The following is a 13,743-nucleotide window of genomic DNA, read 5'->3' on the forward strand; positions in this document are numbered from 1 at the left end:
GACGATCGATGCGGGCATTTTTTCAAAGGAGCACGAAAAAATCTTCGCTTCCTTTCAGCGGGCTTTCAAAGCTTACCCGGCTGAGGATGTGACCGTGATGGCGGCACCCTGCACGGCCAGTCCATGCTCGGCGGCCACCCGGCGCAACAACGTCGCCACTTCCGGTGCGTGACAGGCGATCTTCCGTCCCGTCCCCGCTTCCACAAAGGTAATCGCAAGCGCTGCCCTCGGCTCCGGAGCCACACTGTAGAGCCATTGCCGGTCCGGCGTGACATCACGGCGCAGGATGCCCCGCTCCAGAAACAGATTCAGATTGCGCTGGATAGACCCCTGTGAGGGAACGTGTCCCTGCTCCATGATCCGGCCGAGCGTTTTCCAGATTTCCACCGCCGTCGCGCGTGGCCCGGCTTCCAGAAGACCATGAAACAGGATGCGCCTTAGATCGGTCATTTTGATGCCGGCCTCTTCACTGCGTTCTTCCAGGCTGCGCACGGCGCTGCGGCTGGCGCCCATGCCGGGGCGGATTTCATTCAGGGATGGTGAAGAACGGCGATGTTCGGAAAAGGCGAGCATGGGTTTGATCCTGTCACGATCAGAGAAAGGGAATGGGAGCCAGAACGGAAAAAATCTCAGTTTCCGCCAGCGTGGATGTAGAACTCGACGGGCACCGTCAGGGTGATGGGATCCCCCGCGACACTGTCCGGCGGAATGGGCAGAGGCTGGGCGCGTTTGGGCAGAGCGATGGCTTCCTGATCCAGCAGCGGATGGCCGGAACTGCTGGCCAGTGTGACCGTGAGCACATGGCCTTTACGGTCCATGGAAAAGGTCACGGTCGGCACGCCTTCCTGATGATCGGCCATGGCATCGGACGGATAGCGCTTGAATTTTTCAAGCTGCGCCAGCAACGCGCCCTGCCACGTGACTGGATCATGCGATGCCTTGGACGACGAAGCACCCGGTGCAGGTGCTGCCTGTGCGGGTGCTGGAGGGGCTTCCGAAGAAGGCGGTGCTGTCGTCGCCTCGGCGGGTGGCGTCTTGTCGGGGATCGGCTTTTTAAGCATCGGCACCGGCTTGTGCTTCTTGACCAGCTTCTTTGGCTTTTCGGGCTTGGGAACTGGCACCGGTGGATTGGGCGCGAGTGAAGGTGGCGCCGTGATCTTGGGCGGTTTGAATTGCCCCGGGTTTTGTGGAGACAGAAAGACCCGTGAGGTAAGAAGAATTCATGAGCAATAAATCGAAGCGTTTTCCGCCTGAGTTTCGTGACCGTGCAGCCCGCATGGTTCTGGAGGAAGAGAAGAACCATCCTTCGCGGTGGTCTGCAGTGATGATGATAGCGCCAAAGCTGGATATTCATCCTGACACGCTGTCAAAATGGACCCGTCTGCATGAACGTGCCAATGCGCCTGCGGTGAGTGACCTGCCTGATCGAGAGAAGATCAGGCAACTGGAGCGAGAGAACCGCGAATTGCGGCAGGCCAATGAAATCCTGCGTAAGGCGTCGGCATATTTTGCCCAGGCGGAGCTCGACCGCATCTTCAAGCCATGACACGCTTCATTGAGGAGCACCGGCAGACATATGGTGTCGGGTCAATCTGCAGGGTTCTGTCGATTGCACCATCTGCCTATTATGCAACTGTTGCCAGACAGAAAAATCCGTGTGTGCGCAGCCAGAAAGACAAAGAACTGTGCGATGACATCCGTAGAGTGTGGAATAATAATTTCTGCGTCTATGGAGCGCGCAAGGTCTGGCATCAGCTCAGACGTGAAGGCGTGGATGTCGCCCGCTGCACGGTAGAGCGGCTGATGCGCCGGATGGGGCTGAAAGGCGTCATTCGTGGCAAGGGGGTCAGAACCACACGGCCTGATCCGCAACGTCCGTGTCCGCAGGATCTGGTGCAGCGCCAGTTTCATGCTCCTGCCCCCAACAGACTGTGGGTTTCGGATTTCACGTATGTTTCCACTTGGCAGGGCTTTGTTTATGTGGCCTTCATCATTGACGTCTTTGCACGGGTTATTGTGGGTTGGCGTGTCTCCTCAACGGCTCATACCGACTTCGTACTGGATGCCCTTGAGCAGGCTCTGTGCCAGAGGCAGCCTGAGGGAAAAGTGACCCACCATTCCGACCGCGGCTGTCAATATGTGTCCATTCGCTACACGCAAAGACTGGCTGAAGCGGGGCTCGTTGCTTCTGTCGGCAGTGTTGGGGATTCCTATGATAACGCCTTGGCAGAGACCATTAACGGACTTTACAAAACCGAACTCATCTATCGGCAGGGGCCATGGAAAAACAGGGAAGCTGTTGAACTGGCAACACTTAAATGGGTCGACTGGTTCAATAATCGGCGGCTCCTGTCCTCCATTGGAAACATCCCGCCAGCAGAAGCTGAGGCACGCTTTTATGCACAACAGAAATCACATGCATTAGCCGCTTAAATCAGATAAAAAACGTCTCCACAAAACCCGGGGCAATTCACGCCAGCCATGACAGCGCCCTGTATAACAGCCATACCGATCGCGCCGAGACCAAAGACAGCCACGGTCGAGCCCGCTTCCACCTTCGCGGCGTTCCGCACGGCGCCCATGCCTGTCGGGACGGCGCACCCCATGACGCTGGCTTTGGCAAGCGGCGCATCTTTGGTGATCTTCGCCACAGCAATTTCGGGCAACACGGTGTATTCGCTGAACGTGCTGGTGCCCATGTAATGAAAGATCTGGCGGCCCTTGTATGAAAAACGGCTTGTGCCGTCGGGCATCAGCCCAAGCGCCTGTGTCTCGCGGATGGTTGAGCAGAGATTGGTCTTGCCCGAGCGGATCATCGGGCAGTTCGGGTCTTCGGGAATATAGAGCGGAATGACATGATCACCCGGAGCAACAGAGGTGACGCCTTTGCCCACATCCTCGACGATCCCCACGCCCTCATGGCCAAGAATGCACGGAAAGCGTCCTTCCGGATCATGCCCTGACAGGGTGAACATATCTGTATGACACAGGCTCGTGGTCACGATACGAACCAGAACCTCGCCGTCTTTCGGGCCTTCGAGATCAACCAGATCGATCTCAAGCGGCATGTTGGGTTCCCACGCAATGGCAGCTCGGGTTTTCATGGAAATGTTCCTCAGTAATGACGTGTGATTGCTCGTTCAGGCCGGCTCAAGACTTTCCGACTGGCGACGCCAGACCGGAAAAGGATCGGGGAGGCGTGCGTAGCGTGACGGCTCGAAAGGGGTATCTCCGAGATCCGGCACAAGACAGGCATCAAGGTCCCGGCGCAGTCCTGCTTCATCCATCTCCGCCGTGCCGATGAAGACGATTTCCTGCCGCCGGTCGCCATAGACGGAATCCCAGTTCCCCAGAACGAAATCCCGCCACTGATCGCTGTCCGGCCACTGGTTTTTCGGAATCGCGGCCCACCACAACCCCATTGCTTCGCTCCGCACAAGGGCTCCGGCCTGACTCATTTCTCCTACCCAGTCCGGGCGCGTGGCCAGCCAGAAATGACCTTTGGCGCGCACGACACCCGGCCAGTTCCGGTCAAGAAAGGCCTGGAATTTTGCGGGCTCGAACGGACGCCGCGCCCGGTAGACGAAATTGCGGATGCCATATTCGTCCGTTTCAGGAACATGATTGGCAAACCCGTAAAGTTCCTTAAACCACAACGGATGCTGGTGCGCCTTGTCGTAATCGAAGCTACCGGTATTCAGGATCCGTTCAACAGGAACCCGCCCCATATCGGTCTCGATGATGTCGGCGTCCGCATTCAGCGCGCGAATGATCTTCCGTGCCGCGTCTACCTGATCCGGCGCGGCGGTAGAGACTTTGTTGATGACCACGACATCGGCAAACTCGATCTGCTGGACGAGCAGATCGACCAGTGCGCGCTCGTCGTCCTCCCCTGCTGTTTCGCCCCGATCCTTCAGAAAATCGCTGGAGGAATAGTCGCGCAGGAGATTGACCGCGTCCACGACCGTCACCATCGTATCCAGCCGTGCGATATCGCTCAGGCTGACGCCATTCTCGTCACGGAACTCGAACGTCGCGGCGACAGGCAGCGGCTCCGCGATGCCCGTGGATTCAATGAGCAGATAATCGAATTTCCGCTCCTCCGCGAGCCGCCGCACTTCCTGCAACAGATCATCGCGCAGCGTGCAGCAAATGCAGCCATTGGTCATTTCGACCAGTTTCTCATCGGTGCGCGACAGATTGCTGCCGCCCTCGCGCACGAGATCAGCATCAATATTGACCTCGCTCATGTCGTTGACGATGACCGCGACCTTATAGCCCTGGCGGTTATTCAGAACATGATTGAGCAAGGTCGTCTTACCCGCGCCCAGAAAGCCGGACAGCACGGTGACGGGAAGCCTCTTGTCCATAGGTGTTTCTCCTCTAGAGCTGGGTCGGGTTCGGGACGTCGCCATAGACAGCGACCGGATCGAAGGTCTTGTGCGTTTCGCAAAAGACGAGTTCAGCCAATGACGCCGAAATGACTTCATCAGCAGGGAGATCGACACGCCGGTAAAAACAGCTTCGATAACCCACATGGCAGTTCGCTCCTGTGCCCGCAGTGTGCACGCGCAGCCACACCGCGTCCTGATCATCGTCGATCCGCATTTCGATGACATGCTGGATCAGCCCGCTCGTGGCCCCTTTCCGCCAGAGGCACTGGCGGCTTCGGCTCCAGTAATGCGCCTCACGGGTTTCGATGGTGCGGGCAAGCGCCTCGGCGTTCATGACGCCGACCATCATCACATCCCCACTCTCTGCGTCCGTCGTGACCACGGTCAGCAGTCCCCTGACGTCGAAACGCGGGGCGAGATCGGTTCCTTCCTCGACCTGCTCGATAGAGACACGAGGTTGGAACGCTGTTGATGCAGAAGGGGGAGCTTCGCCCATCATACGCCCCCTATTCCCGCCATAGCGAAGAACTGGCGACGCAAGGATTCCGACGTCTCGAACTCGCCCAGCAGGCGGCTGGTCACCATGCTGACGCCCGGCTTGTGTACGCCACGTGTGGTCATGCACTGGTGCGCCGCGTCAATCACGACTGCGACGCCACGCGGCTGAAGAACACTCTGGATCGTGTCGGCGATCTGGGCTGTCAGTTTTTCCTGAATCTGAAGGCGATGGGCGAAGACGTCCACAAGACGCGCCAGCTTGCTGATGCCGACCACCCGCCTGTCGGGCAGGTAGGCCACATGCGCCTTACCAATCAGCGGAATGATATGATGTTCACAATGGGATTCCAGCCGGATGTCGCGCAGTACCACCATTTCATTGTAGTTTCCGGTCTCTTCGAAGGTCCGCTCCAGAAGAGCGACCGGATCATCCTGATACCCCTCGAAAAACTCTTCATAGGCCCGCACCACACGGTCGGGCGTGCCGACAAGCCCCTCACGATCGGGATCGTCACCGGTCCAAGCAAGCAGAGTTCGCACCGCCTCTTCCGCCTGCGCCCGTGTCGGTCGCGCCCGCACTTTCCGGGGCGTTTCAATCAGTGCGTCCATTCAGCCCTCATACCGCCATTGACTATGTTATGTTATAATATAACATTATGAGCATCATCCACTTCCCGTCAAGCTCCGGAGCCATGCCTATTTTCACACAGCCTCATCCAACGGCGGAAATCTCACGTTTCCCATCACCAAAACCAGAATCTCCAGTCTTCAACGATCAGGGTCGTCCCGGTGCCATGTTGTTCATGGAGAGCTGGCCGGCGCCAAAGATCGATACGCCAGAAGACGCCGCCTTAGCCTGTCCCGCACCGCATGTGGTCGCGTGTGCTCACGCGGCCGTCGTGATGGATCTGCAAAGGCCCGATGTTGATATGGTCGTATGGGGCCGCAGGGTTCCGATGGCATGGGAGATATCCCTCACAGAGTGGTCGAGTTCCTCATCTCCCCTCACTCTCTTCGGCACGCCTTCGGAGATCGCGGATTGCCTTGCGACCCCGGCTGTGCGTCAGGATTGGCCTCCCGTCATTCTGACTGATGTCAGGGATCTGTCCTCTCTGTTCGGTGCTCTGACGGGCGGCGTCCGGCAGCACATCCGACTGATGACGCCCCCCAGTGGTGAGGCTGCGTTCGAGTTGCCTCCCGATGTTCTCAGGCTGATCTGCGGCTATGGGCGCACCGGGGCGGAGTGGTGCTGCAGTCAGGACCCGAAGAGCGGCATTGTCAGTGCCCTGTCGCCTTTCGCCGTTGCGTTTATCAAGGGGGCGGCTGAAGGCGAACCTGGCTGCCTCCATCGTCTCCCGGCCAGTGTCCCAAACGGCGCGATGCCGGGGCCAATCCTTGTGATGGATACGGTTTCCCGATGAAAGAACATGTCACGCAGCCCTCTCGCGGCGTCCATCAGGCTTCCAATGCTCCGAATGGTCGGATCACATCTTTGCTGAATGACGTAATCGAGGTGCTGACGGAAACAGACTTCCCGTTATCAGCTTACGATATCCTCCGGTGTGTCAGTCGTCCGGATCGCCGCCGCCTCGCCCCGCCTACAATTTACCGAGCCCTGGAAAAGCTGATCGCCAACGGGCTCGTTGGGCGGCTCGAAAGTCGAAATGCCTTCGTGCGGATCCGGACAGGCGATCCGTCGCGCCTCGTCTACTGTATCTGCGATCGATGTGGCGCCGCGCAGGCGGTTGAAAACACGTCATCCTGTCAGTTGATTGACAGCGCAGCCGAGACCCTTGGATTCCAGGTCAGGCACCGGGTGATGGAAGTACAGGGCGTCTGCGCGCAGTGCAGTACCTGTCCTTCTTTCTCGTCCGCGTCGCAACACCCCAATCAGAACGATCTTCCGACACGCGCCCCCAAATGAGCCGCTGCCCTCTCATCGCCCTTCTTCGTCAAGGTTCTCCCATGTCATCGACCACCATCGCTTCCCGTTCCGCATCATACTCCCCAAAGGATGTTCTAGCCCGGCGTGTGGACGGCGCTCTCTTCGACCATTCGACACTCTTGTCGGGCGACCGACCTTCTGAGCCTGTTTTCCGGTCGGACGCCGATGCACTTTCCCTGATCCGGCACGACACGGCCCATGTTCTTGCGCAGGCCGTCAGCGAACTCTTTCCCGGCACCGCACTCGCGACAGGACCAGCCACGGAGCAGGGATTTTTCTATGACTTCGCTGCTGAGCGCGCTTTCACGGATGATGATCTCGTTCGGATCGAAGCCCGCATGCACGAGATTGTCGATCGGGACGAGCCGATCATCCGCGAAGAATGGAAGCGTAAGAGCGCCCTTGCCTGGTGTCAGGAGAACGGACAGCCCTACAAGGCGGAGATCATCCGGTCCCTGCCTGCTGATGCCGTCCTGAGCTTTTACCGACAGGGCAATTTCGTCGATCTCTGTCGAGGGCCACATCTCGGCAGCACAGGGCAGATCGGACACGAATTTCGGCTTCTCGGCACAGCCGGGGCCTACTGGAAAGGCGATCGGAACAATCCGATGCTGCAGAGGATTCACGGCACGGCCTGTCGTGATGCCAACGAACTGGCGGCGTGGGAGCAACGTCAGGAAGAAGCGGCACGACGCGATCATCGTCGCCTCGGACGTGAGATGGATCTGTTCCATTTCCAGCCTGAAGCACCGGGAGCAGTGTTCTGGCATCCAAACGGCTGGACGCTGTTCCAGACGCTTCTCGCCTATCTACGCGCGCGCCAGCAGGCCGAGAACTATGTAGAGATCAATACGCCCGACATTATGGATCTGTCTCTCTGGCAAGCGTCCGGCCATTGGGAAAAATTCGGGGAGAACATGTTCACCACCGAGACCGAAGGCCGCACCTACGCCCTCAAGCCCATGAACTGTCCCGGTGGCGTGCAGGTTTTCCGTCATGGCCTGAAGAGCTATCGCGACCTGCCCCTGCGGATGGCGGAATTCGGTAAGGTCCACCGCTTCGAACCGTCAGGGGCGCTGCATGGCCTCATGCGCGTGCGGGCATTTACACAGGATGACGCGCATATTTTCTGCACGCCGGAGCAGATGGAAGCTGAGACGCAGCGGATCTGCCATCTCGTGCTTTCGATCTATAAAGATTTTGGCTTCAACAATGTCCGTATCAAATTCTCCGACCGGCCCGAAAAACGTGTCGGATCGGACGAGATCTGGGATCGCTCAGAGGACGCGTTACGGCGCGGGGTCGAAGCTTCGGGCCTTTCCTACACGCGCAATCCGGGGGAAGGCGCCTTTTACGGCCCCAAGCTGGAATTCGTACTGCGTGATGCAATCGGACGAGACTGGCAGTGCGGTACCGTGCAGGTCGATCTCAATCTGCCTCAGCGTCTGGACGCGCATTATGTCGGCGCGGATGGGGACAAGCATCCGCCCGTCATGCTGCACCGCGCCCTGTTCGGTTCGCTGGAACGTTTCATCGGCATTCTCCTTGAACACCATGCCGGCCATCTGCCCTTCTGGCTCGCTCCCGTTCAGGTCGTTGTGGCGACAATCACCGCCGCCGCAGACGAGTACGCGGACGATCTGATCAAAGCACTCCGCCAGCGTGGCGTCCGCGTGGTACCCGATCTGCGTAACGAGAAAATTGCCTATAAGATCCGTGAACACAGTCTCGCGAAAGTACCCGTACTGCTGATCGTCGGGAAGAAAGAAGCGCAGGCGGGAACCGTCTCCATCCGGGAGTATGGAAACCCGGATGCACCAACAATAGCTATGGAAACGGCCATCAACCTGCTGGCTGACGCCTCCCGCTCCCGCCTGCTCCAGGTCTTTGGCACATGAGAGGACTAGGCGCTGCTCTCGCGGATCTCTGGTATCTGAGCCGCCCCTATTTCACCTCGGATGAACGAAAGTCTGCGTGGGGTTTGCTTGGCGTCGTACTGGGGCTGACCCTTCTGCTCGTGGGAGCGGATGTGCTGCAATCGTTTTCGCGGAATATTTTCTATACCGCGCTGCAGCAGCGGGACGTCACATCCTTCCTGCGTGGTCTGTTCTGGTTCGTTCGCACCCCGACGATGCTGATCCCCGGCTTCTTCATCATCGCCGTTCCTACCCTGCTGGCGGCGGTGTACGCCACCTACCTGCAACAATTGCTGCAACTGCGCTGGCGGCGCTGGCTCACACATCGTATGGTCAGTCAGTGGCTTGACCAGAACGTCGCTTTCCGGATTGCCATAGAGGAAACCGGTCTGACCGCTGTTGGCGATAATCCCGATCAGCGCATCCAGGAAGATATCGACGGTTTCGTGCGCGACACCTTGGCACAGTTCCTCGACATCGTGTCACGGCTTGTCACTTTGTTCAGCTATGTCGGCCTACTCTGGGTGCTGTCAGGTGCGATCTCGATATTCGGCGTGCGTATCCCAGGCTATTTCCTGTGGATCGCCCTTCTTTATTCTCTCTTTGCGTCGGCCGTCACGCATCTGACGGGTCGTCGCCTGATTCCACTGCGGATCGCCCAGCAGAAAGCGGAAGCCGACTTCCGGTACAGTCTGGTTCATATCCGCGATCACGCGGCCAGCATCGCTCTCAGTGATGGGGCCAATCATGAGAAGCGTCTTCTGATCGGGAAATTCGACGTCATCTACGACAACTTCCTCGGGATTATGAAACGCGCCAAATGGCTTGGATTCCTGACGGATGGTCTGGGAACATTATCAGGAAATTTTGCTCTTCTCGTCGGATCAATCCGCTATTTCGCTGGCAAGATCACCTTCGGTACGCTGATGCAGCTTGTGCAGGCTTTTTCCCGCGTCGAGGACGCACTCGGATGGATCTGGTCCTCCTACGCGTCACTTACTGAGTGGCGGGCCAATGTCACTCGTCTGGCCACTTTCCAGCGCACGATGGATCGTGCGTCCGTCGGCATCGGGAAAACCACGCGCGACATTACGCCGACCGTGTGCGACATTGTGACTGATAATCTGGATATATACCGTCCGGATGATTCGGTGCTTCTGTCGTCGGTAAACATAACATTGCCCAAAGGACATGATATTGTCCTGTTAGGGCCATCAGGTCTCGGAAAATCGACTCTTTTACGCACGCTCGCCGGTGTCTGGCCGTTCACCAGCGGCACAATACGACTGCCTGCGGAGGAGATGATGTTCGTTCCGCAAAGCCCATACCTTCCTCTTGGAACCCTGCGCGCCACCCTATGCTATCCCCGCTCCCCCGAGACCGTTTCCGATGATCGTCTTTGCTCCGTCCTCGCGCAGGTCGGCCTGTCGGCCCTGATCGATGATCGGGATACCGAGGCCAGATGGGCTGAACGGCTGTCGCCGGGAGAGCAGCAACGTCTGATGTTTGGTCGCGTCCTGCTGAACCAGCCGGCATGGGTGTTTCTGGATGAATCGACATCGAATCTTGATGCCGCTTCTGAAAACCAGCTCTATGACCTCCTGCGCGACCATATCCCGTCAGTAACGATTGTGTCCGTCACGCATCGGATCACGCTACAGGAACGCCATCCTGTGACGATTGATCTTCAGGTTTTCGCTCCATCACAGTGAGCGGCGGCGCGCGCGTCGTCATTTCCTCTTTCCGGCTTTCCGCCATCATTCCTATGACGAAAATGCTTGCACCCCTCTCCTCACACCGATATATGAATACATGTTCATGTGTTTGGGAATAACGATGCTGACTGCTGATCATGCCACTGAACTCGGAGAAATGTTCCGCCTCCTTGGCGATCCGAACCGCTTGCGGATTGTCGCATCATGCCTCTCTCAGCCCATGAGCGTTGGAGATATTGCGGACACGCTGGACCTCAGTCCTTCATTGACGTCGCATCATCTCCGTCTGCTCCGCAGTGCGCGTCTGCTCAAAGGCACACGTCACGGCAAGCAGGTGTTCTATGACCTGCCGGACTGTCATGTCCGGCAGATGCTGACCAACATGATCGAACACGTCACTGAACCGCATGACGTGGACGAAGCCATTACCGAAGGAGAAGACCCATGAGCGTTACCGTTGAATCCGTAAAATGTGCCTGCCCAGACTGCGTGTGCGTGGTCAGCGTTAACAACGGCGTCGAGAAAGATGGTCGCATCTATTGTGACGAAGCCTGCGCGACGCATCACAAGGATGGAGCCGGATGCCACCATGCCGGATGCGCCTGTCACGGCTGATCTGGGCTGTTCCTGCTGACTCCGGGGTCAGCAGGAATATCTACATCTGCGTCGTCGAACAGAATGCTGACGACACGTGAGTTCTCAGCATAATAGCTTCCCGATGACACTGCCTCTTGCACCAACCGGAGTCATCGTCCCTCCCCCGTATCGGCATTCATCCAGACAGCAAAAAAGAGAGGATTCCCGGTGCCACGGCACCTTAGGGAAGTCCTCTTTTCGCGGATGTATCTGGGATGATCCCGGCAGCAGCCTGCCGTATGGTTCGACATGGTGAGATCAGTTACCTGCCGAAGTCGTTCCCGGTGCTACAGCCGCTCAAAATCACGCGATCGTGAAGCTGTGATTTCGCGGGCCGTTTACGCCCTACTACGACTCCCGATTGCATCCTATACGCATCCTGCGCGTGGAGCAGAACGCAGAAAGCCCGCTCTATGAGCGGGCTAACAACTTGATTTCATTTGGAAATTTTGGTTGCGGGGATAGGATTTGAACCTATGACCTTCAGGTTATGAGCCTGACGAGCTACCGGGCTGCTCCACCCCGCGGTTGTGATTGTGTTGAAATTTGTAGGGGTAGTAAGTTTTGGCAGGGTGGATTGGAAGACCTGGCGGCGACCGACTTTCCCGTGGCTTAAGCCACAGTATCATAGGCGCTGGGGGTTTTCACGGCCGAGTTCGGGATGGGATCGGGTGGATCTCTCCCCGCCATGGCCACCAGGTCATCCAGTCCACCCTGTAAGGGTGTGTGGAAGACGGTTGGTAGAAGAAGTAGGCGTATATATGGATGATTTCTGTGCACGGGCTGTCCTTTTAAGGGGACAGTAAGAGAGTGAGCCTATTGGGTGATTAGGACCAGTTAGCTGCACGTGTTACCACGCTTTCACACCTGGCCTATTAACGTGGTGGTCTACCACGACCCTCAGGGAGACCTAGTTTTGAGGTGGGTTTCCCGCTTAGATGCTTTCAGCGGTTATCCCTTCCATACTTAGCTACCCGGCGGTGCCGCTGGCGCGACAACCGGTGCACCAGAGGTATGTTCATCCCGGTCCTCTCGTACTAGGGACAAATCCTCTCAAGTCTCCAACATCCACGGCAGATAGGGACCGAACTGTCTCACGACGTTCTAAACCCAGCTCACGTACCACTTTAATCGGCGAACAGCCGAACCCTTGGGACCTGCTCCAGCCCCAGGATGTGATGAGCCGACATCGAGGTGCCAAACCTCCCCGTCGATGTGGACTCTTGGGGGAGATCAGCCTGTTATCCCTAGAGTACCTTTTATCCGTTGAGCGATGGCCCTTCCACGCGGGACCACCGGATCACTATGGCCGACTTTCGTCTCTGCTCGAGCTGTCACTCTCGCAGTCAGGCGGGCTTATGCCATTGCACTCAACAGCCGGTTTCCGACCGGCCTGAGCCCACCATCGCGCGCCTCCGTTACACTTTGGGAGGCGACCGCCCCAGTCAAACTGCCCACCATACAGGGTCCCGGATCAGGCTAACTGACCACGGTTAGACATCAGAAAAATTCAGGGTGGTATTTCAAGGATGGCTCCACAGGAACTGGCGCCCCTGCTTCAAAGCCTCCCACCTATCCTACACAGAATGTCTCTGATGCCACTGTAAAGCTGCAGTAAAGGTTCATAGGGTCTTTCCGTCTGACCGCGGATACCCCGCATCTTCACGGGGAATTCAATTTCGCTGAGCCGATGCTGGAGACAGCGGGGAAGTCGTTACGCCATTCGTGCAGGTCGGAACTTACCCGACAAGGAATTTCGCTACCTTAGGACCGTTATAGTTACGGCCGCCGTTTACCGGGGCTTCAATTCAGTGCTCTCACACCTCCTCTTAACCTTCCGGCACCGGGCAGGCGTCAGACCCTATACGTCGTCTTTCGACTTCGCAGAGTCCTGTGTTTTTAATAAACAGTCGCTACCCCCTGGTCTGTGCCACCCGCCAATGGTTGCCCACCAACGGGTCTCGCTTATCCCGAAGTTACACGAGCAATTTGCCTAGTTCCTTCAGCATCGTTCTCTCAAGCGCCTTGGTATTCTCTACCAGTCCACCTGTGTCGGTTTCGGGTACGGTCTATACGCCAGAGCTATTTCCTGGAATGCTCCAAAAGCCAGGTCAATCCGTTAAGACCTGACAACATATCGCATTCGTCACTTCTGGCAGGTACAGGAATATTCACCTGTTTCCCATCGACTACGGCTCTCGCCCTCGCCTTAGGGGCCGACTAACCCTGCGTGGATTAACCTTGCGCAGGAACCCTTGGACTTTCGGCGACAGTGTTTCTCGCACTGTTTGTCGCTACTCATGTCAGCATTCGCACTTCCGATATCTCCAGAGAGGGTCACCCCGTCTCCTTCACTGACTTACGGAACGCTCCGCTACCGCGCATATCATAGATATGCACCCACAGCTTCGGCACGTGGCTTGAGCCCCGTTACATTTTCGGCGCAGGGTTTCTATTAGACCAGTGAGCTATTACGCTTTCTTTAAAGGATGGCTGCTTCTAAGCCAACCTCCTGGTTGTTATGGAATCCCCACATCCTTTCCCACTTAGCCACGATTTGGGGGCCTTAGCTGGTGGTCTGGGCTGTTTCCCTCTCGACAATGGACCTTAGCACCCACTGTCTGTCTGCCAGGCTATAC

At 57.4% G+C, this 13,743-nt stretch carries 11 protein-coding genes, 1 tRNA gene, 2 rRNA genes, 2 pseudogenes and 1 other annotated feature (1 of these 17 only partly in view); of the genes and pseudogenes, 7 read left to right on the forward strand and 9 right to left on the reverse strand.

Annotated features, from left to right (window positions below):
* Positions 1 to 72: 72 nt before the first annotated feature.
* Both DS739_RS07380 and DS739_RS07385 read right to left on the reverse strand, forming a co-directional pair.
* Positions 73 to 573 (reverse strand): hypothetical protein, encoded by a 501-nt coding sequence (locus DS739_RS07380; RefSeq protein WP_006115429.1) that lies wholly within the window; start codon positions 571 to 573, stop codon positions 73 to 75.
* A gap of 56 nt (positions 574 to 629) precedes the next feature.
* Positions 630 to 1,166 (reverse strand): annotated as a pseudogene (locus DS739_RS07385) (energy transducer TonB); the annotation flags it as partial.
* A 56-nt stretch (positions 1,167 to 1,222) separates the two neighbouring features.
* Here DS739_RS07385 and DS739_RS07395 point away from each other — a divergent pair.
* A protein-coding gene (locus DS739_RS07395) for an IS3 family transposase (RefSeq protein WP_096884248.1) occupies positions 1,223 to 2,433 on the forward strand; the annotation gives its coding sequence in 2 pieces (ribosomal slippage) (positions 1,223 to 1,508 and positions 1,508 to 2,433; 1,212 coding nt in all).
* Positions 1,501 to 1,617, forward strand: a sequence feature (AL1L pseudoknot). Its footprint overlaps the gene before it by 117 nt.
* A gap of 41 nt (positions 2,434 to 2,474) precedes the next feature.
* On the opposite strand, the pseudogene DS739_RS07400 reads toward DS739_RS07395, so the two are convergent.
* The 4 genes and pseudogenes from DS739_RS07400 to folE all read right to left on the reverse strand — a co-directional run.
* Positions 2,475 to 3,104, reverse strand: a pseudogene (locus tag DS739_RS07400) (alcohol dehydrogenase catalytic domain-containing protein); the annotation flags it as partial.
* A 36-nt stretch (positions 3,105 to 3,140) separates the two neighbouring features.
* A complete protein-coding gene (gene zigA, locus DS739_RS07405) occupies positions 3,141 to 4,370 on the reverse strand; it encodes a zinc metallochaperone GTPase ZigA (protein ID WP_039891580.1) in 1,230 nt (409 codons plus the stop codon).
* 13 nt (positions 4,371 to 4,383) lie between these two features.
* Complete coding sequence (gene hisI / locus DS739_RS07410; RefSeq protein WP_006115573.1) at positions 4,384 to 4,893, reverse strand: phosphoribosyl-AMP cyclohydrolase; 510 nt, start codon at positions 4,891 to 4,893, stop codon at positions 4,384 to 4,386.
* Positions 4,890 to 5,501, reverse strand: a complete 612-nt coding sequence (gene folE / locus DS739_RS07415; RefSeq protein ID WP_035352219.1) for a GTP cyclohydrolase I FolE — start codon at positions 5,499 to 5,501, stop codon at positions 4,890 to 4,892. Before folE ends, hisI begins: the two co-directional genes overlap by 4 nt.
* A gap of 47 nt (positions 5,502 to 5,548) precedes the next feature.
* On the opposite strand from folE, the gene DS739_RS07420 reads away from it, so the two are divergent.
* From DS739_RS07420 to DS739_RS14640, 6 genes are all read left to right on the forward strand, one after another.
* The gene (locus DS739_RS07420) at positions 5,549 to 6,313 is read left to right on the forward strand and encodes a DUF1826 domain-containing protein (protein ID WP_081461413.1); all 765 of its coding nucleotides are present in this window, start codon (positions 5,549 to 5,551) and stop codon (positions 6,311 to 6,313) included.
* Entirely contained in the window at positions 6,310 to 6,816 is a 507-nt protein-coding gene (locus tag DS739_RS07425) for a Fur family transcriptional regulator (protein WP_006115575.1), read from the forward strand. Before DS739_RS07420 ends, DS739_RS07425 begins: the two co-directional genes overlap by 4 nt.
* Positions 6,813 to 8,735, forward strand: coding sequence for a threonine--tRNA ligase (gene thrS, locus DS739_RS07430; protein ID WP_006115576.1), 1,923 nt, complete (start codon positions 6,813 to 6,815; stop codon positions 8,733 to 8,735). The genes DS739_RS07425 and thrS overlap by 4 nt, the downstream gene beginning before the upstream one ends.
* Positions 8,732 to 10,465 (forward strand): ABC transporter ATP-binding protein/permease, encoded by a 1,734-nt coding sequence (locus DS739_RS07435; protein WP_006115577.1) that lies wholly within the window; start codon positions 8,732 to 8,734, stop codon positions 10,463 to 10,465. The genes thrS and DS739_RS07435 overlap by 4 nt, the downstream gene beginning before the upstream one ends.
* A gap of 124 nt (positions 10,466 to 10,589) precedes the next feature.
* Positions 10,590 to 10,916 carry a helix-turn-helix transcriptional regulator gene (locus tag DS739_RS07440; RefSeq protein ID WP_228391382.1) on the forward strand — a complete coding sequence of 109 codons (327 nt, stop codon included), beginning with the start codon at positions 10,590 to 10,592 and terminating at the stop codon, positions 10,914 to 10,916.
* Complete coding sequence (locus DS739_RS14640) at positions 10,913 to 11,083, forward strand: metallothionein (RefSeq protein WP_075624995.1); 171 nt, start codon at positions 10,913 to 10,915, stop codon at positions 11,081 to 11,083. The genes DS739_RS07440 and DS739_RS14640 overlap by 4 nt, the downstream gene beginning before the upstream one ends.
* Positions 11,084 to 11,554: 471 nt before the next feature.
* Here DS739_RS14640 and DS739_RS07450 read toward each other — a convergent pair.
* From DS739_RS07450 to DS739_RS07460, 3 genes are all read right to left on the reverse strand, one after another.
* A tRNA-Met gene (locus tag DS739_RS07450) sits at positions 11,555 to 11,631 on the reverse strand.
* A gap of 57 nt (positions 11,632 to 11,688) precedes the next feature.
* Positions 11,689 to 11,804, reverse strand: a 5S ribosomal RNA gene (gene rrf, locus DS739_RS07455).
* Between the two features lie 106 nt (positions 11,805 to 11,910).
* A 23S ribosomal RNA gene (locus DS739_RS07460) occupies positions 11,911 to 13,743 on the reverse strand (it continues 910 nt past the right edge of the window).

The sequence above is a fragment of the Acetobacter sp. JWB genome (assembly GCF_003323795.1).
Lineage (GTDB): Bacteria > Pseudomonadota > Alphaproteobacteria > Acetobacterales > Acetobacteraceae > Acetobacter > Acetobacter oryzifermentans.

Bases quoted from the DNA above. Each gene is read 5' to 3' on its own strand.
- DS739_RS07380 (WP_006115429.1), bottom strand. From the start codon at position 573: ATGCTCGCCTTTTCCGAACATCGCCGTTCTTCACCATCCCTGAATGAA.
- zigA (WP_039891580.1), bottom strand. From the start codon at position 4,370: ATGGACAAGAGGCTTCCCGTCACCGTGCTGTCCGGCTTTCTGGGCGCG.
- hisI (WP_006115573.1), bottom strand. From the start codon at position 4,893: ATGATGGGCGAAGCTCCCCCTTCTGCATCAACAGCGTTCCAACCTCGT.
- folE (WP_035352219.1), bottom strand. From the start codon at position 5,501: ATGGACGCACTGATTGAAACGCCCCGGAAAGTGCGGGCGCGACCGACA.
- DS739_RS07420 (WP_081461413.1), top strand. From the start codon at position 5,549: ATGAGCATCATCCACTTCCCGTCAAGCTCCGGAGCCATGCCTATTTTC.
- DS739_RS07425 (WP_006115575.1), top strand. From the start codon at position 6,310: ATGAAAGAACATGTCACGCAGCCCTCTCGCGGCGTCCATCAGGCTTCC.
- thrS (WP_006115576.1), top strand. From the start codon at position 6,813: ATGAGCCGCTGCCCTCTCATCGCCCTTCTTCGTCAAGGTTCTCCCATG.
- DS739_RS07435 (WP_006115577.1), top strand. From the start codon at position 8,732: ATGAGAGGACTAGGCGCTGCTCTCGCGGATCTCTGGTATCTGAGCCGC.
- DS739_RS07440 (WP_228391382.1), top strand. From the start codon at position 10,590: ATGCTGACTGCTGATCATGCCACTGAACTCGGAGAAATGTTCCGCCTC.
- DS739_RS14640 (WP_075624995.1), top strand. From the start codon at position 10,913: ATGAGCGTTACCGTTGAATCCGTAAAATGTGCCTGCCCAGACTGCGTG.